This is a genomic window from Neochlamydia sp. AcF65 (assembly GCF_018342435.1).
In the GTDB taxonomy this organism is placed as follows: domain Bacteria; phylum Chlamydiota; class Chlamydiia; order Chlamydiales; family Parachlamydiaceae; genus Neochlamydia.
This window is the reverse complement of sequence record NZ_JAEMUE010000044.1, coordinates 21,473-47,486: the sequence shown is the minus strand read 5'-3', so window position 1 is coordinate 47,486 and position 26,014 is coordinate 21,473. Positions and strand designations below refer to the sequence as shown.

The following is a 26,014-nucleotide window of genomic DNA, read 5'->3' as shown; positions in this document are numbered from 1 at the left end:
TTATATAAAGATGGCAAAATAAGCTCCCATGTTAAGGGCCAGCTCTCAAGGGATTTCCTTAAATTGCTTTTTACATCTCTTGCATAGCTTGAATAACCTTGCTCTCCAGCTGCTCACCATTTTTAAAGGGACCTATTAGCGTTCGCTTATTTTTTGTCTGCTTACCTTTCTGCTGCTCTAAGCTTAAAGAAAACTTATCGAGCTTTAAAAGAGTAAAGCCGTGGGTAGAAGCGTATACACGTATTTTTGTAAGATGATATAGCCAGCTAGCAGCTTCAGGAGGTTTTCCGAAACGGTCTTTAATTTCTTCCCAGATAGCCTCTACCTCTTCGTGGGTGATGGCTTCTCCTAGTCTTTGATAAATTTCCATGCGTAAGCTGACTTCATTAATAAATTCTTCTGGCAATCGTGCGTCTAGCAGGGGAAAATCCATTTTAGTATCCACAAGCAGGCTGGATATTTTACCTTGCAAAGTCTGAATAGTTCTTTTTAGTAGCTTGCAATATAAATGAAAGCCAATAGCGGCTACCTGTCCGGATTGCTCATGGCCCAAAATATTTCCTGCCCCGCGGATTTCAAGATCGCGCATAGCAATTTTCATACCGCCACCATATCCTTGTGCTTCCATCAACACATTCAACCTTTTGCGCGAAAGTTCTGGCAACGAGCGTAGACGAGGAACCATAAAATAAGCATAAGCTTTTCTATTCCATCGGCCTACTCGGCCACGCAATTGGTATAGATCCGCTAGCCCAAAAGTATCGGCACGGTCGATTAAAATAGTGTTGGCATTAGGAATATCAATCCCGTTTTCTACAATTGTCGTAGCTACCAAGATATCTGCTTGGCCGCTTTTGAAAGCATGGAAAACAGCATCTATTTCTTGGCTGCTCATCTGTCCATGTCCTACTACAATACGAGCGTGGGGTAAAAGTTTTTTGAGGCGAGCGGCATACTCATAGATGGATTCTACACGATTGTGGATAAGATAAGCTTGGCCATTACGAGATAATTCACGTAATAAAGCACTCTTAAGTGTTTCATCATTAGATTCCGTGATGAGAGTAGTAATAGGCAAGCGATCTTGAGGGGGAGTGTTAATGATAGACATGTCGCGTGCTCCGATGAGTGACATGTAAAGGGTGCGTGGAATGGGCGTAGCAGAAAGCGTTAAACATTCAATAGAGTTTTTAATTTTTTTCAGCTGTTCTTTAGCTTTAACACCAAAACGTTGCTCTTCGTCAATGATAACCAACCCTAAATCTTTAAAAATAACATCTTTGCCTATCAAACGATGGGTACCAATAACAATATCGACAGAGCCCTTAGCAATGCCCTCTAAGGTGTCTTTCATCTGTTTGGTGGAACGAAAGCGAGACAGGACGGCGATATTGATAGGGAAGCTGCTCATTCTTTCAACAAAATTTTCATAATGCTGCATGGCTAACACGGTGGTGGGAACTAAGACCGCCACCTGCTTGCTACCGTCAACCACTGCTTTAAAAGCAGCACGCATAGCGACTTCTGTTTTCCCATATCCCACATCGCCACAGATCAGGCGATCCATGCATTTTTTTTCTTGCATGTCAGCTTTAATGGCAGCAATAGCAGCTAGTTGATCTTCAGTTTCCACAAAAGGAAAATCTTCTTCGAAAGCCTGCATATCTGGGCTGTCTTCCGAATAGGCATGGCCTTCTTTCATAGAGCGTTTAGCGTATAGCTCTAAAAGATCGGCCGCATAGCTCATGATAGCCCGCTCAGTATTTTCTTTAGTTTTCTTCCAACGACTGCTGCCTAGATGATGCAGTTTGGGAATTTCTTCATTAGCTCCTATATATTTGCTAATTAAATAGGCTTGATTAAGAGGGACAAATAATTTAGCGTTGTCAGCATATTCAATGACAAAATATTCACTGAGTGTCCCTTGAAGATTAGGGCGTTTTTCTAATCCAATAAATTTACCGATCCCATTATTGAGGTGCACCACAAGCTCTCCTGCAGATAAATCATAGCTCTCCATCGGGGTAGTATGATAAGTGCTGCGCTGTTTCTGTCGGCGAATTTTATATCGATGCGTGATCTCGGTGGCAGGTAAGATGATCAGCTTTTGATCTTCTAAGACAAATCCGCTAGATAAGTAGTGAAGGTGGAAAAAAGTATTTTCCGGAAGGGTAATATTAGCCTCATGAAGGCGTTTTTTTAGATTACTTTCTTCTAAGGCAGTGGCACAAAGAAAATGAAGATGATAATCTGATCGCCCAAGCTTAGAAAGGGATAAGAGAATTTCTTGGCCGTTAATCTCCGCATTCTCTGCCTGCTCAGGCAACAGGAAATGACTAAGAGGAATGAAAGGATGAGACCAACGTCGAGCCTGAAATTCGCTTGCGAATAGATAAAAAGAGAGCTTGTAGAGAGGAGCCTGTCTAGAATAATAATTTGTAGAAGTTTTATCAAGGATGCGAACTTCGCTCAATTCTTCTATAGGATTTTGACTAAGAAAGATTTTTTGTAGGGGGGCCATCGCTTCCATGAATTGTCCGATGCTGCAAAAAGTAGGCGTTGAGCTACCACAAATATTGACAAGAGAAGCATAACGATCTTCTAAAGCGAGTATATCATCAAAGAGCACGATAGTCTCAGGACCTAAATAATCCAAGAGTGTGCATAGATGAGGCTCAGGTTTTAATAATTCCAACTCTTTAGCAGGTGGAATCTCTATTTTTTCTACACTTCGGATAGACTTTTGCCCAATAGGATCATAGATGCGGATGGATTCAATTTCATCTCCCCAGAAATCAAGTCGAAAAGGATCAGGGGAAGAAACAGGAAAAATATCAATAATTCCGCCGCGAATTGCAAATTCTCCTTTATCCGCAGCTACAGCTCTTCTTTGATACCCCATGCTCACTAGGCGCTCTGTAAAAATTTCAAAAGGAATAGATGTTTGGAGGGTCAGGTGCATGTAGAGCTGCTTAAATTTTTGGGGAGGGATCAGACGTTGCAAGCAAGCTTGCAAGCCAGAAAGAATAATGTGAGGGCCTTCTTGTTGCATTAGCTGTTCTAAAACTTTATACCGCTCGCCCACTACATCAGGGCTAGGTGCGATGTTTTCAGAGGGCAAAGTCTCCCAAGCGGGAAATTCAATAGCGGATTGCCCAGCAAAAAATGGAAAATCGTGATATAAGCGGGTCTCTTCTAAGCTAGCCCCTGTTAAAATAAGAATGTTTTTGCCAGTGGCTTGCTTGGCTAAAGAGGCTATAAAAGCTTTGGCTGCATTCCATGTTTCTTCAATAAGAATGGAATCATGATTTTTTAAAGCTTCTTCAAGCTTTTGAATTTTTTCACTTTTGATTATTTCTTTAAACACTGTTTTGCCTCAAGAAGAAGGTAAAGAAAGTAAATAAGATACACTTTAAATAGGCTTTTTTGCACCAGTATTAATTCCTCATTGGCCTTAAGTTTAATGAATAGCCGAGAGCGCTCAATCTGCATAGGAAAATTTTGTAAAAGAAGAGTTCTCAAGAAATAAAAAGCCACAAGGTAAAAAGGGAATATCTGGATGATAAAGTCCATAAATTTAAAACCTTAAAAGGCTTATTAGGAAAAAAATATTATAGTCAACTGATTATAAAAAGTTAATTTTTAATTGATTATTGAGGATATCTTTTTGAAAGAGAGCCTATTGAAAATAGATGGGAGCGGGCAAGGGAGGATTAAACACTAGATAAATAGGGCAGGATGAAGTAGAGGGACTAAAAAACTACAAAGGTAACCAGTTTGCGCAAGGGGACAGCTGCACAAAAAGGACAGTGAAGAGAAAAAAAGGGAGGGCGACCTTTGAAGCTAGGCCTATCAGCAGCTTGTGGAAAGTAAAATGAGCGAGAGAAAATATTTTCTTCTCAGCCAACTTTTTTATCGAAAGGTCGATCTCCAAGCATTTCACGTACTTGTGCTAAGGCCTGCTCAACCTTATGAGGGGCTTTCCCTCCTGCTTGGGCATTGCCAGGCTTGCCTCCTCCGCTACCTTCAATCGTGGGGGCAATCTTCTTGACTATATCAGAAGCTTGGATGCCTCGGGCCACTAAATCTTCAGTTACGCGAATGATAAATTGGCAGCGCTCTTCATAAGAAGCTGCAAGGATTAACACGCCTGATTTAAAGCGTGCCATAAGGTCTTCAGCGCATAAGCGCAATTCCTCAGGGGAGAGATCAACTTGGGATGCAACCAGGTTAGCTTGAGGAAGTTTTTCCATTTTTTCTAAAAGAGAGTGGACAAGCTTTTCTCTTTGGGTTTTTTGGAGGTTTTTTAGCTGTTGAGATAATTGCTTATTTTCTTCTAATAACTTTTCTATTTTTTCTTTTAGCTTAGCAGGTGGTATTTTTAGTAAAGCTGCACTCTCTAAGATTGTTTTTTCTGTTTCACGAGTGAGAGCTTCAGCTTCTGCCCCCGTAACTGCTTCAATGCGTCGCACGCCCGCAGCGATGCTGCTTTCTTTGGCGATACGAAAATAACCAATAGTGCCTAAAAAATTAGTATGCGTGCCTCCGCATAGCTCTTTAGAATAGTCTATATCCACAACTCGCACGAGAGAACTATATTTTTCCCCAAAAAATTGTTTGATATCCTCTCTTTTTTGCGCCTCTTCATAGGGGATTTCATATCCTTTGACGGCTTGATTAGTACGAATTTTAGCATTAATCAGATCCTCAAGAGCTAGGATTTCTTCATGAGTCAAAGCTTTATGATGATTGAAGTCAAAGCGAAGGCGTTCCGCATCTACTACTGAGCCAGCCTGCTTGATGTGCTCTCCTAATACCTGAGCAAGAGCCCAATGTAGAAGATGGGTAGCTGTGTGGTTGTTAGCAATCTTTTGACGCCGGTTTAAGTCGATCGTGGCTGTCAAGGTATCCGCTGTGGTCAAGCAACCTTTTTCTACCTTACCTATGTGGGCGATAATACCTTTATAGGGGGACTTACAATCAATAACTTGAAAGAGCTTATGATCTCCTTTAATAACTCCTAAATCTCCTATTTGTCCACCCATTTCTGCGTAAAAGGGGGTTTGGTCAAGAAGAATAATGCCTTCCTGGCCTTCTTCTAGGGAGGTGACAAATTGTTCGTTGTAGAGAATACCTTGAATTTTACTTAAGGTCTGTTGTTGCTGATAGCCTACAAATTTTGTAGGGCCATGCTTTTCAGTAAAACTTGCGTATAGATTTTCTGAAGCTACTTGTTGGATAGCTTTTTGAGAGCTACGGGAGCGTTCTTTAGCCTCTTGCTCTAAAATTTGATAGCGTTCTACATCAACAGTAAGAGCTGAATCTTTAGCAATCAATAGGATTTCTTCCATGGGCAGGCCATAAGTATCTTTAAGTTTAAAAGCTTCATCACCTGTAATTTTTTTGCTGCTGGCTTGAGCTTTATCAATGATTTGATTAAGAATATTGCCACCTCGGCGTAAGGTACGGAAAAAAGCTTCTTCTTCTATTGTTAAAATTTCAGCAATAAGACTGTGTCCTCTTTGCAATTCTTTATAGTCGCTGCCCATCGTTTCAACTAACCGAGGAAGTACTTTAGCTAGAAAAGGATCTTCTATCCCTAACATACGACCATAGCGTACAGCACGCCTTAAAACCTTCCTTAAAACATATCCACGGTCGATATTACTGGGCTGAACCCCATCGGCTATAGCAAAAGCTAAGCAGCGCAAATGGTCGACAATCACACGAAAAGCAGGGGCTAGATGAGGATTAGCAGGGTCATAAGGAATGCCTGAGACCTGCTCAACTTGAGCGATTAAGCTACGTAACACATCTGTTTCAAAGACAGAATCTACATCCATTTTTAGGCTAATCACGCGTTCTAAGCCTGCTCCGGTATCTATCGATGGCTTAGGTAGAGGAGTAAGCTGCTCGGGCGATGAGCGATTATATTGCATGAAGACTAAATTCCAAAATTCAAGATAGCGACTTCCTTCGCTATCTTCACTAAGCTTAGAAGCTTTGCCATATTTAGGCCCTCGATCATAGTATAGCTCAGAACAAGGTCCACAAGGTCCTACCTCTCCCATCGCCCAAAAGTTATCTTTTTCATCTAGACGAGTAATTTTATGGGTAGGGACATACTGGGTCCAAAGCTCGAAAGCTTCCTCATCTTCTCGGAAGACACTAGGCCAGATACGTTCTGCTTCAAACCCAAAAACTTGAGTAGAAACTTCCCAGGCAAATTGAATAGCTTCTGCTTTAAAATAGTCGCCAAAGGAAAAATTGCCGAGCATCTCAAAGAATGTTAAATGCCGCGCGGTATGTCCCACATTTTCAAGATCATTATGTTTTCCTCCCACTCGAATACATTTCTGGGCCGTAGTCGCTCGATTATAATCTCGTATAGTATCGCCCAAGAAAACGTCTTTAAATTGGTTCATGCCTGCATTGGTAAAAAGAAGAGTAGGATCATCATGAGGCACTACAGGGGAGGAGGTAATTATAGAGTGCTGCTTATTTTTAAAATAATGGAGAAATTGGCGACGAATTTCTTGAGTAAGCATTGAAAATTCCTGATGGATGAAAAAGTAAAAGATTATATCTTAAGAAAGCTTTTTCCTTCTAGCGGATTAGTTTTCGAAAAGATGGTAAGCTAAAAGATAAAGGTTTCACATTTTTTCTGTTCTTTGCCATTAAGAAGGTGTTTAGCCTGCAGCCTTTAAACTGCGTAGGAAATGAAATTGATTTACGTAAGGGACAGGAATTGCTTGGGCTGGGCGGAATATTACCACATAATGAATCCAACTTGGTTTAGCAAAAGTTTTGTTATCGTAGGAGAAACGCTTAGTTTCTCAATAGTTTAAAGCTGAAATTTTGCGATCCAAAATTCGGTCACAAGATGCCTTTATATATTGAGACCAGCCTAAGGTATTGCCACCAATATGCATGCCAATTGCCCTATACAATTTCCCTGTAAATTCTTTAATAAGGACCCATACAAGCCCTTTCATGGTGGCAAAAATTACTTGGGGAAGGAAAGCAACAGGATTGCAGCAGAAAATAGCATTAATAAAATGCATAAGGCCAAAAAATAATCGATGCAAAAAATACGGAAGCCACACGAGCAGCAAGATTGGCTACGGAATTTGAAAAGTCTAGTTTCCTGTATGCAAGAAAAATGCATTGAGACAATTTTGCATGAGTGGATTATCCTTAAAAAAAAGCTGCTAGGATTAACCCAGTAGCTTTCCTAACAAGAAATTAAATATTCCTTTATTTGGATTTTTACTTAATTATGCCATCATAGCACCTATAGCAAAGAAACTAGCTATGCCTGCTGAAGCTATAGTAGCTAAGCATGCTAGCTTTATAAAAAAGCTCTGAGCATATTCTTTAGCTGCCCATACTTTTTTTAAAAAGCTAGCTTTAACGGTTTGCAATGAATAGCTTCTGGTTGGATCTAGTTGGGGTATTTCTTGTTCCTCCGCTTGGGGTAAAATTCCCTCACTTTCTTTCATTTCCACTTTAATAAAAGAATTTTCCTTTCCATTCTCACGATTTATTCTTTCCTGCCAATCATGCATATAATGTTGGGTAAGTAATTTCGCCTCTTTTTCTTCTTTTTCTGCTAGTTCTTCAGCAGTTAGAGTTTCTTGAGTATGGGGAGGAATAAACTTTTTTATCAGCTCTTCAACTATTACCCTCATTTCTTTAAAATTGTTTTTCAAGCTTCCAAATTCTATGGCCAGCTGTTGCTGATCTTGCCCTATTTTCCGGAAGCCTCGTTTTATCTCAGTCTGCTCATTGCGTAGCAAATGGAATTGCTGCTCTATTTCTCGGAACGATTCCCGCAAACCTACAAGATCCCTATGTACGCGTTCTTGGGCCTGCCTTATTTCCTGAAAGGATTTTCGTAAGTCTGCAAAATCTCTACGTATAACGTCTCGTTCTTGTCCTACCTCCTGAAAGGCTTGTTTTATCTTTGCCTGTTCATATCGCCTTAACTGATGTTGCTGCTCTAATTCCTGGAAGGATTCTCGCAAGCTTGCAAAACCTTTATGTAAGCGTTCTTGGTCTTGCCGTATCTCCTGAAAAGCTTGTTTTATCTCTGCTTGTTCATTTCGCCTTAACTGCTGTTGTTGCTTTAATTCCTGAAAAGCTTGTTTTATCTCTGCCTGTTCATTCAGCCTTAACTGCTGTTGTTGCTTTAATTCCTGAAAAGCTTGTTTTATCTCTGCCTGTTCACTCAGCCTTAACTGCTGTTGTTGGTTTAATTCCTGAAAAGCTTGTTTTATCTCTGCCTGTTCATTCCGCCTTAACTGCTGTTGTTGGTTTAATTCCTGAAAAGCTTGTTTTATCTCTGCTTGTTCACTCAGCCTTAACTGCTGTTGTTGCTTTAATTCCTGAAATGCCTGTTTTATCTCTGCCTGTTCATTCCGTCTTAGCTGCTGTTGTTGCTTTAATTCCTGAAAAGCTTGTTTTATCTCTGCCTGTTCATTCCGCCTTAGCTGATGTTGTTGGCGTATTTCCATGAAAGACTCTTCAAAATCTCCAAAGTCTCTGCTAATGACTTCTAGTTCTTGTCCTATTTCTTGAAAGGACTCTCTTAGATTTTGAAAATCTCTACGGATAAGATATTGTTCTTCCCCTATTCTTTGAAAAGATTGTCTTAGCTCTGCCTGATCGTTAATTATTAATTCTTGGCCTTCTTGGATTTTAATTTGTCCTTGTTCAATTCTTGACAGTCCTTCGTTTATAAGGCAAAAGTCTTCTAAAAGTTTATCAGCCCGGTTACTAAGCTCTTGTCCCTCTTCTTGTCTTTGTTCAACCTCTATTTCTAATTCCTCGGTCTGTAAATGTACAACACTAGTTCGAGATAAACGTTCTCTTTCACTTTGCTCACGTTCCATGCTATTTAGCTGATGCATTACCGTTGCAATCATCAAATCCTGCTCAGATTGTAATAATTTTGCATTAGCATGCAGGAGCCGAGCATCCTGATATCTTTGACGAGCGTTAAATTCCTCTAAAAAATCCTCCGAATCAGAATCGGAATCAGACGAAAGAATTTTTCTTACTCCCATAATCTACCTCAATTTTTAAAACTTTTATATAATTTGTCAAAAGAAGCAAGCTCATTTGATAACTTTTTTGTTGGGTAAGAAAGTTTACAAATAAACTTAGCTTCTTAATCCATGATAAAAATATTACTTTCTTACTAACATTTATACAATATTTGCAAATCCTAAAGAAAAAAGACAAAGAGTAGATCTGGCTAATCTACTAAAATGTGCGCTTATACCGCTTTTCTTACACATCTTTTTTTCCTGCATTTTGTCTAATACTGTTTTTAAGCTAGCATTGCTTGGTAGACCTAATTCTTTACATAAAGCAGATTGGTATTTAATAAAGGCTTGGTAATCTTCAAAAAGACTATTTAGCTTTTCAAGAACTTCTTCCGCTGTATAATCGGCTTTTACCATGTTAAGGGTAGCAAGTTTATCTCCTATTTCTTTAATCTTATATTGCGCCAACGTTGTTTTTTCAGCAATTAATGATAACTCCTTATTCGCACCTAACAGATGCTTGACGGCAACAGATAAGGTGGTAGTTGGCTGAAGCGGTAGGCCCCCTTCTTTCATCAGTTTTAATACTTCTTGCTCCTTATCAGTTTGCTTTTGTAATTGCCAATCTAATATTCGTAATTTTATCTCTAATATATTTTTGTCACTTTGTAGAGCTGCTTTCTCTTCTACAAAATGATGAGTGTCTGCTTCCAACTTAACCTGATGAGATAAAAGACGTTTATTTTCTCTTGCCAGTACCTTCTTCTCTGCCGCAAGTCTAATTTTACCATTTACTAACGCTTCTATTTTGTTTTCACTTTCAATATTAGCTACCAACAGGTTATTTCTATTGCTTTGAATAGCTTTTTTTTCTTCCTCAATTTGATGGATATCAACTAACAGTTTATTTATGTCATTGAGAAGGTTGTCATTTTCTTCTCTAAGTTGATGATTAGCTGCGGCTAAATTGTTTCTATCATTTTCGACAGCTTCTTTTTCTTCTTTAAGCTGATGATTAGCTGCGGCTAAATTGTTTCTATCATTTTCGACAGCTTCTTTTTCTTCTTTAAGCTGATGATTAGTGGCAGCTAAATTGTTTCTATCATTTAGAAGGTTATCATTTTCTTCTTTAAGTTGATGATTGGCTGCAGCTAAATTGTTTTTATCGTTTAGATGACGCTCATTTTCTTCTTTAAGTTGATGACTGGTTGTTGCTAAGTTGTTTTTATCGTTTAGATGACGCTCATTTTCTTCTTTAAGCTGATGATTGGTTGCTGCTAAGCTGTCTTTATCATTTAGAAGGTTATCATTTTCTTCTTTAAGTTGATGAATAGCTTTAGCGAAATTGTTTTTATCGTTTAGATGACGCTCATTTTCTTCTTTAAGCTGATGATTAGTGGCAGCTAAGCTGTCTTTATCATTTAGATAACGCTCATTTTCTTCTTTAAGTTGATGATTAGCTGTAGCTAAATTGTTTTTATCGTTTAGATGGCTCTCGTTTTCTTCTTTAAGCTGATGATTAGCGAGTGTTAAAAGAGCATTATCATTTAAAAGAGAACAGCGGTTTTCTTTAAGTTTTGCTTTAGCCGCTCTTAAGGCATCTCTGTCTTCTAAAAGACTTTCTCTTTCTTTTTCAAGTTTAGTTTTGTCTGCTTCTAAGCTATCTTTATCTATTCTAAGGCTAAGATTTTCTCTAGCCAGGCTTTCTTCTCGTGTTGTTAATAAGGCAAGGCTTTCTTCTAATTCTCTATTTCTACTTAACGCTTTATCTTTTTCTGCTTCAATTCTTTTAATCGTTGCTAGCGCTTCCCTATCTTTATCTTTCAATTGATGATTTTCAGCCGCCAAAATCTTAACATTGTTTTTAAGCATCTCGTTTTTTTCATCCAATGCCATTACTCGTTGATTTGCCTTCAGGAGTTGTTCATCTCTTACTATGAGGGTAGCAAGAAGGTCATCAATCTTTTTGTCACATTCTCTTACTGTTGCTTTACATTCTCTTACTGTTGCTTTATATTTATAAAGCTTTTTTTCTTGTTTATCTACTCTATTAACTAAAGCTTTAAAATCAGCTTCTGAAACTATCATATTGAAATCCGCATCTACATGATCTTTAGAGTCTAAATTAATCATAAAAAAACCTTTTATTAATCATTTGGTAAATAAGGAAAATGCCTTACTTTACAATTGAAAGTAGGGTTAGCTTTGTTTTTATATTTTATTCTTTGATTTTAAACAAATAAAAAAGGTGAAAAATTAATGGGGTTATAAACTTTAACGAAGGAGGGATAGATTGCTTTTTTTTCTTAAGCATTTAATTGTCAATTGCTAATAAGTTCTAATTTTTGTCGTTTAAGAAAGATAAAAATTTTGATAAAAAGTTGATGAAATAGCTTTTTATATCTAGAGGGATTACAAAATTAAAAGCCAATATGAGTGTTTTCGCTAGTTGCTTAATAATTGAGAGACTTTTATTAGTAGTTGCTTGGATAGATAACCAAAAGCTACGCTTTCCTACATCTTTTGTTTTAGAAGCATCTTATCTGGCCAAAAGAGCCGCGGACGTTTATTAAGGATAAAAGGCGTATGGATAGAAGGTTTTACTAAGCCTTGGCATAGTAATTTGCTTTTAATTTCAATCACTGTGCTTGCTGTTTTCTTTGAAGCTGTAACAATAGCTTCTCCTGCCAAAGTGGCCGTTTGTTCTAGTTTATCTATTGTATCTATGACTTTAACTCCTATGTTTTTGGTGGATTTTATAAGATCTTCAGCGGTGATATCGGACTTTACTAGATCAAAAATCTTTTGGATGACGGGTTGATACAGCTCTAGTTTTGCACATAGATACTCTTTATTTTTTCTTAGCTTTTTAAACCAGGCGATCCCATTCACATACATTTCAGGCACATCATCATGGGAATAAATAAAAGCATGATAGGTGTCCCATAATTGCATGCTTAAATTAAAAGTTTTAACCAATACATTGAGAGTACAATAATAAAGGCGACGCCAATAGGCTTCTAGGTTTTTTATCCTTAATTTTGCTTGATTTTTTGTCTTAATGGAGAAAAACATAGAGTCAGGATTTTTAGCCCATTGAGGCTCTATATGAGGAAAGTAATTGCCTTTAATAGCTTCTTTTAACTCGGTAAAAGCATTCGATAAAGCGCCAATTCTTTGAAAACATTCATCAATGCGGGTGGCAAGAAGGATAAGTTTGGCTATTCCGCGAATAGTATTTTCCACACATGTAGGAGTAAATTTAAGAGCAAAATCTGTTAAAGTTCCTAAAGCGGCAGGGACAATTGTTTGTGAAGTGCAAAGCTTTTTCTTGCGCTGTAGCCACCAAACCCAATGTACGACCGTACAAATTTTTAAGGTAGCCCTTACTGGTAATGAAAGATTAAAGTGCCCTAAAACTTTATCATGCATTAAATCATCTTGTAAACTTCGATATACAGCAATAGGATTCATATTTTTTCTTGCCTGTTTACTAAATTGTGGCTAGAGTCTAGAACATTACCCAACAATCTTTAATAGGCATCTCTATGGTTGAAGTCAATAGTTCTTTAAAAAATAATAAACAAAATATTTCAAAAATTTTAAATCCTGAGCTTAAAGCTGTTTTAGCTAAAACCGCTCATACCATTAGAGGGCTTTCCATAGATGCTGTGCAAAAAGCAGATTCAGGGCATCCCGGATTACCGATGGGATGCGCAGAAATTGGGGCTTACTTATGGGGATATTTACTTCGTTATAATCCTAAAAATCCTAAATGGTCCAATCGCGATCGCTTTATTCTCTCGGCCGGGCATGGTTCTATGCTTCTTTATTCTGCCCTACATTTAGCGGGCTATCCTCTTTCCATAGAAGATCTTAAAAACTTTAGGCAGCTTCACTCTAAAACCCCAGGGCATCCTGAATCCTTAGATACCGAGGGGGTAGAGACGACTACAGGTCCTTTAGGGCAGGGGATAGGCAATGCCGTAGGTCAAGCTTTAGGCTTAAAATTGCTAGGAGCTAAATTTAATACAGAGGCCCACCAGATTCTTAATAGCAAGGTTTACTGCTTATGTGGCGATGGGGATTTAATGGAAGGTGTTTCCGCAGAAGCATCTTGTTTAGCAGCTCATTTGCAACTTGATAACCTTATTTTAATTTACGATTCTAATCACATATGCTTAGATGGTCCCACAAGTGAGTGCTTTACTGAAAACACTAGAATGCGCTACGAGGCATATGGTTGGGAAGTCTTCGAGATGGACGGCAACAATTTAGATGATATCCATCAGGTGTTTTTAAAGGCTAGCGAGAAGCAAACGCGTCCTCGGCTCATCATCGCCCATACGATTATTGGAAAAGGCTCACCTAACAAAGAAGGAACAAACAAAGCTCATGGTGCCCCTTTAGGAGTAGAAGAGGTTAAAGCGACTAAAGATCTACTAGGCATCCCTCAAGAGCCTTTATTTTATGTTCCTTCAGAAGTTAAAGAGTTTTTTAGCAAAAAAATAGCAGAGCATATAGCTATAGAAAGAGAGTGGCAGGCAACTTTTAATGCTTGGGCTCAAGCAAACCCTAATTTGTTAAAGGCTTATGAAGCTATGTCTTGTAATTCTTTACCTGTGGATTTAGAAGAGCGCTTGAAGGCTATAGAGATTAAATCTCCTATTGCAGGACGGAAAGCATCTCAGGAAGTATTAAACGTCTTAGCTACATTTTTGCCGCAGCTTTATGGGGGCTCTGCAGATTTGTCGGGCTCAGATTTAACCATGTTAAAAAACTATCCGTTAGTTAAATCAGGTGACTTTTCAGGCCGTAATATCAAGTACGGGGTACGCGAATTTGGTATGGCTGCGATTGCTAATGGTCTTTACCAAACCGATATGATCATACCTTTTATTGGTACCTTTTTGACTTTTTCCGACTATATGCGCAATGCTATTCGCTTGGCAGCTTTGCAAAAAGCTCATGTGATTTATCAGTTTACGCATGATTCAATTTTTTTAGGAGAAGATGGCCCTACTCATCAACCCGTTGAGCATTATGCCTCCTTGAGAGCCATTCCTTATTTACGCGTTATTCGGCCAGCAGATGCCTATGAAGTGAAAATGGCATGGGCGGCAGCTTTACGCTATCCTGGACCTACAGCTATTATTTTAACTCGTCAAAATCTTCCGGAAATAACCGCAACAAAAAGCTTTTCTTATGCAGATGGCATGGGACGAGGCGCTTACATCCTTAGAAAAGAAAACTCTAAGCCCGATTATACCTTGCTAGCCACCGGCTCAGAATTACATCTAGCGCTTGATGTTGCGGCAGCCTTAGAAAAAAGCGGGAAGAGCGTACGCGTGATCTCTATGCCTTGCTGGGAATTGTATGAAGAGCAAGATTCAGCTTACAAAGAGAGTCTTTTAGGTGGCGACCTTGGCATTCGTGTTAGCATTGAAGCTGGCGTGGAGCAGGGGTGGCATAAATATATCGGTTTAAGCGGCATAGCAATTAGTATGCACAGCTTTGGCGCCTCCGCTCCGGCTGCTGCTTTGGCGCAAGAGTTTGGGTTCACAGTGGATGCTATTTTGAAAAAGCTTCTTCCATGATGAAAACCATTGACCCCGCTATCATTAACAGCAAATTTTTGCTCGCCCTGCATGGGCATAACCAGGGGCGCCCCCCCATTTGGTTGATGCGCCAAGCTGGACGCTATATGCCGGAATATCGGGCTCTTCGTCAGAAATATTCTTTTTTGGAGATGTGCCATCATCCTGAATTGATTGTAAAGGTGACTAACTTGCCACTGCAGGCTTTTGGCATGGATGCAGCGATTCTCTTTTCGGATATCTTAGTTGTAGCTGAAGCTTTTGAAGTGGGATTGTCGTTTGAGGAAGGTAAGGGACCTGTGATAGCAAGACCTTTGCAAACAGAAAAGGATGTTGCAGCTTTATCAGCGGGCCCTGTGGCAGAAAAGCTTGCGTATGTAGCGGAAGGAATTAAGCTGCTGGTAAAAGAATTAAAAGTTCCCCTGATCGGATTTTGTGGCGCGCCCTTTACTCTAGCAAGTTACATGATTGAAGGTGGCAGTAGCCGAGATCTGCTCAAAACAAAAAAATGGATGCTTAGCCATCCAACTAGTTTTCATCAACTATTGGATAAAATTTTACAAGCTACTCTTCAATATATTGAAATGCAGGTGCAGGCAGGCGTACATGCTTTTCAAATTTTTGATTCCTGGGCCAACCATTTAAGCTGGGGACAATTTCAAGAATTTTCCTATGAATATATGAAGAAATTGGTAAAGCTTTTACAGCAATATTCTGTCCCTGCAATTCTTTATTGTCGCGGTTCATCCGTCTTTGCTCCTAAGCTAGCAGAAGCCTCTCCTCAGGGTATTGGCTTAGATTGGAGCTGTAATTTAGCGCATATGCGTAAATATGTGCCTTTTCATATCGCTCTACAAGGGAATTTAGATCCGGATATTCTGTATGCCCCTCATGCAAAAATAGAGCAGGAGGCGCGGCAATTAATCGATGCTATGCATGGTGATCGTGCCTTCATTTTTAATTTAGGCCATGGTGTTAAGCCCGATACTCCCTATGATTCTGTTAGATTTTTGGTAGAAACAGTGCAATCTCTATGAAAAGAATTGTTGTAATAGGAGGAGGCATTTCAGGACTTGCCCTTCTTTGGTATCTAAGGAAGCGCCACGGCTCTGCTGCTTCTTTGACTTTGCTAGAAAGAAGTAATCGCTTAGGAGGATGGATTAATTCCTATAAAAAGGAGGGCTTTCTCTTTGAAAGAGGGCCTCGTAGTTGTCGCACGCGTGGCAGCGGAAAGGCAACCCTTCGTCTTATTGAAGAGCTTGGCTTGCAAAAGCAGGTAATCGTGGCCGATCAAGCAGCCCGACAGCGTTTTTTGTATCTAGACAAGCATTTGCAAAAAATTCCCTCTCATCTATTTTCTTTGCTATTTTCTCCTTTAACAAGGCAGGTAGCCTTTAATCTATTTAAAGAATGGCAAATTCCACCGGGAGAAAATGAGGATGAAACTATTCATGCCTTTTTCACAAGGCGCCTAGGCAGCGAAGCGGCAGAAAATTTTTTAGATCCTCTTACCTCCGGCATCTATGGAGGAAATATTCATGAACTGTCGATAAAATCTTGCTTTCCTGACTTATTTCAGTGGGAACGACAACATGGCTCTCTTACAAAAGGAGCTTTCCTACACTTTTTCACAAATAGGCAATCTCCCTCTTCTCTTTATATTAAGAGAATGTGCCAAGAAAGCTTATTCTCTTTTAAAGAGGGCATGCAAACTCTCTCGAACGCGCTAGCGCAAAACCTGCATGAATCTATTTTGCATGAGCAAGAAGTAACTGAATTGAATTTCCAAAAAAAAGGAATAGAATTAGGGCTTGCTCAAGGTAAAACTTTATGGGCAGACCAGGTTTATTCGACTTTGCCACCCGCTTCCTTGGCCGCTCTTATACGCCCACATCATCTTCCTTTGGCTAATCTATTAAGCTCAATTGCTAATGCTTCGATTGCAGTGGTAGGCTTAGGTTATAAGCAAAAATTATTAACCTCCAAAGGATTTGGATATTTAATACCTTCTAAAGAAAAAGAGGAAATTTTGGGAATGGTTTGGGACTCCTGTATATTTCCCCAGCAAAGCTTACACTCATTAGAAACGCGTTTGACTGTAATGATAGGTGGCACCCGCATGAGTGATTTTTCGCAAAGAAAAGAATCAGATTTTTTGAATAGTGCTTTAAAAGCGATCTCTAATCACTTACAGTTTCATGCAGCGCCCGATGTTGTAGATATTCATCTTGCCCAGAATGCTATCCCTCAATATCTTATAGGGCATGAACAAAAAAAAATGCTGATAGGAAAATATTTGCAGGAATTATCCCCTCATCTGCAACTATTAGGAAGTGCGTTTAATGGTGTCTCAGTGAATGATTGTATAGCCCAAGCTTATTCGATGGCCTATTCTCGCTTGATTCCTGATAGCATATAATATCCTTATTTATTAACGTTTTATGCAGTAAAACATCTGATGCATTCAATCTAATGCATGCTCACATCAAACTTCTTATTTTTAATGAAAGCTTCCTTCTTTCAAAGGTAACCAATTGTAAGCAAATTTTTAATTTTTAATAATTTATGCCTACTCTCGCACTTTCTCTTATGGGCTACAGGTCTGCGGTAAAGCTTTTGGTAACTTCGTTTTTAAGGCCTTAAATATTTGTCCGTTTTGATCAAGTGCTTCTTGGTTTTGCTAAGAACTTATTAGTTGCAGTCATCCTGTAAAAATAACAAACCTCTCCTATAAGACAGAGAGAGAATCAGAAGATTAAGAGACGCATAAGAGTCGTAAGAGAATTTTCACATGAAGAATCATCCAAAAGTTTGGTAATAGCAATCCTTAGCAAATCCATGAAGTTTAGAGGAATAATAAAGCATACTTGAAAAGGGGGATAACAAAAATTAGAAAGATAAATGATGTTTGTTGGCCTAAGGGACTATGAACATCAATTTCAATCGTATCCCTGAATCATAAAAGGGGGCTCATTAAAATTAAGGCGAAAAATTTAAAAGGAGCAAAACACTATAAAAATAGGCTAGAAGAAAAAAATTCCGAACCTAGCGAATCAAGAAGTAGGAATAGCACATGTAGGCACCCATGATCTTGATTCTCTAATCCCACGAAAAGTTCCTAGTGTTATGAACAAAAATATTGCCTACTGCTTAAAAGAATCCGGATTTACCCCCATTTTTAAAGATTATGATCACCCAGCTACAGAAGCCTATATTAAAGAAATTAACGGCTTTGAAGTGGAAATCGAGTTTCTTACGGATTCAGTAACTCGTGGAGATAAAAACAAAAACGTCCTAATAGCTGGAGTCATTGCACAGCCATTGAGCTATTTGTCGTTAAGTTTGCAAATGAATTTAAACTTTGTAACCTATTCGGGGGAGAGAGGCTTGGTTGTGTCCCCGGGAGCATGGATGTTTCATAAAGGCCTTACATTTCCAAAGCGTAATGCCCCCTCAAAAGCTTACAAAGACTTTTATGGTATCTGGTATGCCGCTACGCAATTAGGAAAATTTTCCGCTAGGGCTGTTGCTGAGCTTGCCATGCTGTTTCAGCGACATTCTAAATGATTGAAAACCTTTCAAAAAAATTTATTCCGCTGGATGGAAAATGCAACTCCTATCGATTGGTCACGATTGGAAACACAAGATCCATCGGGCAGACTTAAAAAATTAAATTTTGAGAAAATCATTAAGAGCATAATTTTAAGAAGAGAAAATCAAAAAGGCTAGGAACCAAAAAAGAAAAAAAATCTGCAAGCTAATGATGGGTTTTATAACCCCTTGCTTTCAAATAGGTTTCATGGGCTATTTTTATACTAAAAACCTTAAAAAGAAAAAGGCTAGAAGAGTTTTTTTATAAGTTTATAATTTTTATAATTCTTAGCTATTTCCTCCCATAAGGCTGTTGTTAAATTCTTTATTAATGAAAATTTTTTTCTTAAATCTTCTCCATTAATGTAAGCGGTCATGGGTACAGAACTGCTTAATTTTTGACGATAAGGAGCCCATGCAAATGAGGAAGTGCAGGAAATAGAAAATAGCTATTTGTTAGCATTTTCGTCTTTACAGATGCCTGTAGAATCGCATCTTAGGGCTTTGAAAGCTCTTACCTCCTTATAATAGTAGTGTAAGTTCTTCATTTTTAGATGCTTTTGCTTAAATAAAAGGTGGCTTTAAGTTTTTTATATCAAGTGTTATTCTTATGGATAGAATCCCTAAAAATAGATTTAGCTTATATACTTAGCCTATATATAGGAGCTTTTAGAGAAAAACATGGTTTACTTTATAGGCTCTTTGTAACAATAGGAGAAAAGCTTTAAAGTCATTTAAAAGCCCTTTAAAGTCTTACTTTTAGGTGAACGTTGGAGATAGCTTGATTAAGTTATAGGGGGATCCCAAGTATTTTAAGGAAAAATTAAAAGATTAAAAATAGTGTTTATTACCTTAAAATAATGTTAAATTTACTTATGCTTAAACAATATAAAATTAGGACAGGCAGTTAACTCTTTAGCCTTTTCTCTTTTTTCAGAACAGGTAACCTAGGTTGCAAAAAATAGAGCCTGAGGCTACAGTTAAAATATACGCCATTTAACTACGAGATTGTTATGTTTGACAAATTTACAAATCGTGCAAAGCAAGTCATTAAGCTTGCCAAAAAAGAAGCACAGCGCTTAAATCACAATTATTTGGGCACTGAACATGTCTTACTAGGGTTGCTCAAGTTGGGTCAAGGAGTGGCAGTCAATGTATTGCGCAACCTTAATATTGATTTTGAGACAGTGCGGAATGAAGTAGAAAAACTCGTGGGGTACGGACCTGAAATTCAAGTGTATGGGGACCCAGCTTTAACGGGAAAGGTTAAAAAAGTATTTGAACATGCTAATGAAGAAGCGGCAAATCTTAACCATAATTATGTAGGAACTGAGCATTTACTATTAGGGTTATTGCGCCAAACGGATGGCGTGGCGGCGCAAGTACTAGAAAATTTAAATGTAAATCTTAAGGAAGTTCGCAAAGAAGTATTAAAAGAATTAGAAACTTTCAATCTCCAATTGCCTCCTATTGGAGCAGGATCTCCTTCTTCCCGTTCTGGGGAGATTAGTGGTCAGATGGGATCTTCAGGTAAGCCTTATGACAAAGGCAATTCAGGCATGGGTGGAGGGCTGGAAAAGATGCCTGCCCTTAAAGCTTATGGCCATGATCTCACGGAAATGTGCCGAGAAAATAAGATGGATCCTGTGATTGGTCGTAAGCCCGAGGTTGAAAGACTTATTTTGATCCTTTGTCGTCGTCGCAAGAATAACCCTGTGCTGGTCGGGGAAGCGGGTGTAGGAAAGACTGCTATTGTAGAAGGACTTGCCCAAGCCATTGTTAAAGGCGAAGTTCCTGATAATCTAAGAAAGAAGCGTTTAATTGCTCTTGATCTAGCCTTGATGATTGCAGGTACAAAATATCGCGGGCAATTTGAAGAGCGTATTAAAGCGGTCATGGACGAAATTAAAAAGAATGGAAATGTTCTTTTATTTATTGATGAACTCCACACGATTGTAGGCGCGGGAGCTGCCGAAGGAGCTATTGATGCTTCTAATATTTTAAAGCCTGCTCTTTCTCGTGGAGAAATTCAGTGCATAGGGGCAACTACTATCGATGAATATCGCAAGCATATTGAAAAAGATGCTGCTTTAGAGCGTCGTTTTCAAAAAATTGTGGTAGCGCCTCCTTCAGTAGAAGATACAATAGAAATCTTAAGTGGCTTAAAAAATAAATATGAAGATCACCACAAATGTATTTATACTCCTCAAGCGCTGACTGCTGCTGCTGTTCTTTCAGATCGTTACCTTCATGGGCGATTTTTGCCAGATAAGGCGATTGATTTATTAGATGAAGCGGGAGCCAAAATGCGTATTTCCATGATGAATCAGCCCCAAGATATAAGCAAATTTGAAGCAGAAATCGAGGAAACACGATTAGCTAAAGAAGAAGCGATCGCTAAGCAAGAATATGAAAAAGCTGCAAAGTTACGTGATAAGGAAAAAACATTGAGGGAACAGCTCCAGCAGCTGCGTAATCAATGGGAAGTGAATAAAGAAGAGCATGAGGTAATTGTTGAAGACGAAGATGTCGCTCAGGTGGTAGCAAAGCAAACTGGGATTCCTATTAGTCGCCTTACTGAAGGAGAAACTCAGAAAGTTCTTAAGATGGAAGAGCATCTTAAAGGTAGCATCATCGGTCAAGATGAGGCTCTTAAAACTGTTTGCAGGGCTATACGTCGAAGTCGTGCAGATATTAAAGATCCTAATCGTCCAATAGGGGCTTTTCTCTTTTTAGGGCCAACAGGAGTAGGAAAAACTCTCTTAGCTCGCTTGCTTGCTATCAACATGTTTGGAGGCGAAGATGCGCTTATTCAAGTTGACATGTCAGAGTATATGGAGAAATTTGCTGTCAGCCGTATGACAGGCTCTCCACCAGGCTATGTAGGCCATGAAGAAGGCGGGCAGCTAACAGAACAGGTCCGCCAGCGTCCTTATTCGGTTGTACTCTTTGATGAGATTGAAAAGGCTCATCCCGATGTAATGGATTTATTATTACAAATCCTAGAAGAAGGCCGTTTAACTGATTCATTTGGCCGTAAAATAGATTTTCGTAATACTATTATCATCTTGACCTCTAATTTAGGTGCTGATCTGATTAGGAAAACCACAGAAGTAGGCTTTGGTGCCGAGGAAGGATCTTTAGACTACGAGCGCATTAAGGATAAGATTGAAGGAGCTGTTAAAAAACAATTTAAGCCAGAATTTCTTAATCGCTTAAATGACATGATTATTTTCCGTCCGCTTAATCGTGAAGCTTTAATGCAGGTTATTGAGATTGAAATCAAAAAAATGCAGAATCGCTTACAAAAACGTGAAGTTTACATCACTCTTGATGAAAAAGCTAAAAATTTCTTGGTCGACAAAGGCTTCCAGCCGGAAATGGGGGCTCGGCCTTTGAGGCGCACCATTGAGCAGTATTTAGAAGATCCTTTAGCCGAAAAGCTTTTAATGCATCCTGAGAAGGGCTGCCGTTGTACGGTTACAGCAGATGAGGATCATTTAATTATTCATGAAGAAGAACTTATAAATTTAAACAGAAAAATAGTAGATAAAAAGATTTTAACTACTCCTACTGTTTAAAAGCTTGCCTAAACCTTAAGGTTTGCTACCCAGCAAACCTTAAGAGACGCTCTTTGCTTCTAAAATATCTATGGAATTCCCTTGCATAAATTTTTTATTGTTTACCGGCAAATGAAGGGAGGCCTATAGTATTTCATGCACAGTAGAGAGGTTTTATATGGTTAAAATTATCAATGTTTTAGCTTTTTTAATTGCACCTATTTATTTAATAATGGCGCAAGATTGTTGCCACCGCCAGTCGCAAATGATTGCCAATCTGGAGGCTATTAAGCATGAGTTTGAAATCAGTTATGCCCCTTTTGAATGGAAAAAGAAATGTCTAAACTGGAATTTAGATCAGGAGGTTGAAAAAGCCAAAGAAAAAATCCTTTCTTCCCCTTCCTTGTCTAACAAACACTATCATCAAATTATTCGTGACTTATTTAATTCCGTACAAGATTTACATACACGGGCTGAATTTTATGCTACAGAATATGCCTTTCTGCCGTTTTGCGTGCAAGGGGTACAGGACCATTATTTTGTTGTATGGGTAGATAATTTGTGGGCTAAAAAAGAGCAAATAGATCTCCAGGTGGGCGATGAGATTTTATCTTTTGACGGAAGGCCAGTCAAGGAAGTAGTGGAAGAGATTAGGTTATCAGCCTTTGGAGCTAGCCGCAACAAAACTTATCAACATCTTAGCGAATGGCAGCTTACCTTACGTAAAGCTGTTAGATTGCAAGATGTTCCTCAAGGTCCAATAGAAATAGTTTCTAGAAAACCTGATAGCCAACAAGTTCACTCTTTTGTAGTAAACTGGGAGTATACGCCTGAAGAGATCAAAAATAATTATTCTTTAAGCATGCCTCTTAATTTAGACAGAGAGGATGAGGATAAACCTCCCTTTTTTCATCAAGAGCACATTCTGCCTTTTTATGCTAGTTTGGCCGACCATTCTCCTTGTTTAGCTGATAAAGCCGAGCTATTAGGCGCTAAGATAAATTTTTTCCCTGCGTTGGGGCCTGTACTATGGAAAGCCGATTCGCCCATTTTTGACGCTTATATCTACTCTTTAAAGAACAATAAAAACATTGGATACCTACGTATTCCTGATTTTCAAGGAAATGCATACCAAGTAGGGCAGTTCCAGCAAATTATTACTAAGATGGAAAGTTGCACAGACGCCCTAATCGTGGATGTCATGAATAATCCTGGTGGCTTTACTTTTTACATGTATGCCCTAGCCTCTATGTTAACTTCTAAGCCGCTGACCAATTTAAAAGAACACTTCTCTATTACTCAAGAAAATGTATACTATGCTGTACAGGATGCTTCTTCGTTAAAAGATATTGTTAACGATCACGACGCTACACAGGTGTTAGGGACACATATCCATGGCTATACTGTCGATAGGCAACTAGCTTGCTATCTTTTTAAATATGCCAAATATATTCAAGATCAATTCAAGCAGGGTAAATATTTCACCGATTTATATCCTGTGAATGGAATAAAAACCATCTATCCTCATCCCACTACGCAGTACACTAAGCCTTTATTCGTTTTAACTAATTCTTTAAGTATGTCTTGTGCAGAGTTTCTACCTGCTCTGTTACAAGGCAATGAGCGGGCAATAATATTAGGTGAGCAAACGGCTGGAGCGGGAGGTTCTATCATACGTAGAAAGTATTCCAATCGCTTTGGAATAGCTGATTTAGTTTTCACACAATCACTTGTGTATCACTACAATGAGCAGCCTCTTGAAAATGTAGGAGTTAAGCCTGATCTGACTTGCCTTTGGACTGCAGAGGATTATACAAAAGAGTTTGCCGGCTTTATCGATGTTGTTAATGAAGTTGTCTCTCTTAGGGTGGATGGACTTTTACCTAATACTGCTAACCTTTTAGAATAAATAATTTTTGAATTTAGATAATGCGATTAATGATTAACAAAATCTTCCTTGCGGCTTTATATAGTTTTTTATTTTTTTATCTAGGGTCTACTCTCTTAGCATCCGAGGCTTATCGCGCTAAAATGCTAGGAAATATTGACCTTATAAAAAGTATATTAGCCTCAAAATATGCACCGGCTGAATGGAAAAAAAACTATATAGGCTGGGATTTAGAGATAGAAGCACAAGCAGCTAAGGATGAAGTGTTGAGAAGAAGTAGCTTATCCCTTCATGATTATCAAAAGATCTTGCTGAATTTTTTTAACTCCATGCAAGATTACCATGTAAAAATAGACTTTTATGCCACAGAAATGTCTTTTTTGCCCTTCCGGCTAGAAGGAGCAGAGGGAAGATATTTTGTTGCTTGGCTACCAAAAAATTCTCAAAGTTATGCAAAAATGGATTCAAGCCTTGCAGATATGCTTGCGAATATGCAGATAGGCGATGAAGTATTAGCATTTGGAAATATGCCAATTGATGAATACTTTAAGAAATTTAGCTTGAAATCTTTTGGAAAAGCTTTAACCGCGACCGATCAGCGTTTGGCTGAGCAATATCTAACATTGCGCTTAGCCAGCATGGGCTACGAAGTGGAGCAGGGAAGCGTGCCTATTACTATTAGACATCATCATGCGAATCAAATAAATACTTATACACCTGAATGGCTATACGTGCCTGAACACATTACAAATCATTCTCCTTCAGCTAGCTTTTACTCTACATGCTTCGGAGAGATATGTTCTATGAAAAAAGGTCTGGGTTTTTTTGATAAAGAGATGATCACTCCCTTACATAGGCAAATGGAAGTAGCCAAAAAATCTATTAATAAATTTAAAAAAGAAAATTGGGGCTTGTTGGAAGAAGGTAATAGCGAAAGCGATTATATAGTACTGGGGCGCTATCAAAGTTTCGTCCCAGAATTAGGGGAGGTGCTATGGAGAGCTACTTCTTTACATTACTATTCTTATATTTTTCAAACAACTAATCATAAAAAGATTGGCTACCTACGTATCCCTACCTATGCTGCTAGTGAAAATGAATATAAGGAGTTAGAGACAATCATCCAGCACTTTCAAAACGAGACAGATGCATTGGTTATCGATCAACTTAACAATCCGGGAGGATCATTAGCCTATCTGCTCTCTTTGCTCTCTCTACTCAGTGAATATTCTCTTGAATTACCTCTGGAACGGCTTACCATTACTCAGCAAGATGTCGCTAAAGCTTTGAAGATGGTAAATAACCATCACAATATACTTAATGATTTGATCGATAATATTCCGAATTTTCTAATTTCTCGTGACAATACTGAGGGGATTACCGCTTTTTTTCAGACCATTATTGATGAATGGAACGCAGGACGAACATTTACTCAGCCTCTCCACTATTATGGAATTACTTCTGTTTCATCTAATCCGCATACTCATTACAATAAACCTATCCTAATTTTAGTAAATTCTTTAGATTTTTCATGCGCTGATCTTTTTCCAGCCATTTTACAAGATAACCAGCGCGCGAAGGTTTTTGGCTCGCCGACAGCAGGCGCCGGAGGATTTGTTTTAGAGCACGAATATCCTAACCTTTTTGGCATTGCTAGCTTTTCTTACACCGGCTCTATATTCTATCGCACAGGCGATCGACCGCTTGAAAATCTTGGTGTTACACCAGATTTTCCCTATGAAATCACCGTCGACGATCTTATTTATAACTATAAAGGTTATACAAAGGCTGTGTTGCAAGCAGTGGAAGACTTATTCAAGTAAAAGCTAACCTTGTCGCAGCTTTATCAATAATAAGGAAAAAAAGCGATAGCTTTAGGCATCACTATTGTATCGGCAATGACCTTTTTAAGGTTTTTTTACGGCGCCGGTCAAGACAGCTGCTGTAATTGTCCCTTGTAAAACCTTGCTAAGTCCAGCTTCTCCTAACCTAGACCCCCATTTAATTAAAGAAGTAGGATGGATAGACAACGCATGATGCCAAAATTCATACCCGCAAAAGTATTGCCCATAAGGATTTTCTACCCATCGATACACCACTTTTTCATCAAAAAGCCATACATATGTTGCAAGATAAAGAGCCCTACAACTAGCTTTACAGGCATAGCGGGCTGGCTTTCTACAAACAGCTTATCAAACTCTTCTTCCAGCTGCTTCCATTCAATCAATTTGGATAGCTGGATAAGAGGATGATTTGGATTAAGCTCATCGCTAAAGCGGGATTTAAAAAGGCGGCCTTGTTGATTATCTAGCTTGATTGGTTTCATAA

General features: G+C 38.7%; 15 protein-coding genes. 7 read left to right on the top strand and 8 right to left on the bottom strand.

Annotated elements, in window-relative coordinates:
• Positions 1-70: 70 nt before the first annotated feature.
• The 6 genes from mfd to NEOC65_RS05285 form a co-directional block, all read right to left on the bottom strand.
• Positions 71-3,367, bottom strand: coding sequence for a transcription-repair coupling factor (gene mfd / locus NEOC65_RS05310; RefSeq protein ID WP_213151548.1), 3,297 nt, complete (start codon positions 3,365-3,367; stop codon positions 71-73).
• Between the two features lie 532 nt (positions 3,368-3,899).
• Entirely contained in the window at positions 3,900-6,548 is a 2,649-nt protein-coding gene (gene alaS, locus NEOC65_RS05305; protein WP_213151550.1) for an alanine--tRNA ligase, read from the bottom strand.
• Between the two features lie 288 nt (positions 6,549-6,836).
• The gene (locus NEOC65_RS09975; RefSeq protein ID WP_502710271.1) at positions 6,837-7,106 is read right to left on the bottom strand and encodes a CPBP family glutamic-type intramembrane protease; all 270 of its coding nucleotides are present in this window, start codon (positions 7,104-7,106) and stop codon (positions 6,837-6,839) included.
• A gap of 171 nt (positions 7,107-7,277) precedes the next feature.
• Positions 7,278-9,068, bottom strand: a complete 1,791-nt coding sequence (locus NEOC65_RS05295) for a coiled-coil domain-containing protein (RefSeq protein WP_213155988.1) — start codon at positions 9,066-9,068, stop codon at positions 7,278-7,280.
• 141 nt (positions 9,069-9,209) lie between these two features.
• Complete coding sequence (locus NEOC65_RS05290; protein ID WP_213155987.1) at positions 9,210-11,183, bottom strand: coiled-coil domain-containing protein; 1,974 nt, start codon at positions 11,181-11,183, stop codon at positions 9,210-9,212.
• Positions 11,184-11,564: 381 nt separating this feature from the next.
• Complete coding sequence (locus NEOC65_RS05285) at positions 11,565-12,524, bottom strand: hypothetical protein (RefSeq protein ID WP_213155986.1); 960 nt, start codon at positions 12,522-12,524, stop codon at positions 11,565-11,567.
• Between the two features lie 125 nt (positions 12,525-12,649).
• Between NEOC65_RS05285 and tkt the strand changes: the two genes are divergently transcribed.
• The 7 genes from tkt to NEOC65_RS05250 all read left to right on the top strand — a co-directional run bounded on the left by tkt (position 12,650) and on the right by NEOC65_RS05250 (position 25,509).
• Positions 12,650-14,647, top strand: a complete 1,998-nt coding sequence (gene tkt, locus NEOC65_RS05280; RefSeq protein ID WP_349305297.1) for a transketolase — start codon at positions 12,650-12,652, stop codon at positions 14,645-14,647.
• A complete protein-coding gene (hemE, locus tag NEOC65_RS05275; RefSeq protein WP_249299078.1) occupies positions 14,644-15,684 on the top strand; it encodes a uroporphyrinogen decarboxylase in 1,041 nt (346 codons plus the stop codon). Before tkt ends, hemE begins: the two co-directional genes overlap by 4 nt.
• Positions 15,681-17,066 carry a protoporphyrinogen oxidase gene (gene hemG / locus NEOC65_RS05270; RefSeq protein WP_213155984.1) on the top strand — a complete coding sequence of 462 codons (1,386 nt, stop codon included), beginning with the start codon at positions 15,681-15,683 and terminating at the stop codon, positions 17,064-17,066. The genes hemE and hemG overlap by 4 nt, the downstream gene beginning before the upstream one ends.
• 707 nt (positions 17,067-17,773) lie before the next feature.
• The gene (locus tag NEOC65_RS05265; protein WP_213155983.1) at positions 17,774-18,214 is read left to right on the top strand and encodes a hypothetical protein; all 441 of its coding nucleotides are present in this window, start codon (positions 17,774-17,776) and stop codon (positions 18,212-18,214) included.
• Between the two features lie 1,037 nt (positions 18,215-19,251).
• Positions 19,252-21,819 (top strand): ATP-dependent Clp protease ATP-binding subunit, encoded by a 2,568-nt coding sequence (locus NEOC65_RS05260; RefSeq protein WP_213151571.1) that lies wholly within the window; start codon positions 19,252-19,254, stop codon positions 21,817-21,819.
• Positions 21,820-21,976: 157 nt separating this feature from the next.
• Complete coding sequence (locus tag NEOC65_RS05255) at positions 21,977-23,707, top strand: protease-like activity factor CPAF (protein WP_213155982.1); 1,731 nt, start codon at positions 21,977-21,979, stop codon at positions 23,705-23,707.
• Positions 23,708-23,736: 29 nt separating this feature from the next.
• Positions 23,737-25,509: a protease-like activity factor CPAF gene (locus tag NEOC65_RS05250; RefSeq protein ID WP_213151573.1), complete on the top strand. Its 1,773-nt coding sequence runs from the start codon at positions 23,737-23,739 to the stop codon at positions 25,507-25,509.
• 84 nt (positions 25,510-25,593) lie between these two features.
• Here NEOC65_RS05250 and NEOC65_RS05245 read toward each other — a convergent pair whose 3' ends face one another.
• Positions 25,594-25,785, bottom strand: a complete 192-nt coding sequence (locus NEOC65_RS05245; RefSeq protein ID WP_347566645.1) for a hypothetical protein — start codon at positions 25,783-25,785, stop codon at positions 25,594-25,596.
• Positions 25,767-26,012 carry a transposase gene (locus NEOC65_RS05240; protein WP_213151575.1) on the bottom strand — a complete coding sequence of 82 codons (246 nt, stop codon included), beginning with the start codon at positions 26,010-26,012 and terminating at the stop codon, positions 25,767-25,769. The genes NEOC65_RS05245 and NEOC65_RS05240 overlap by 19 nt, the downstream gene beginning before the upstream one ends.
• Between the last annotated feature and the right edge of the window lie 2 nt (positions 26,013-26,014).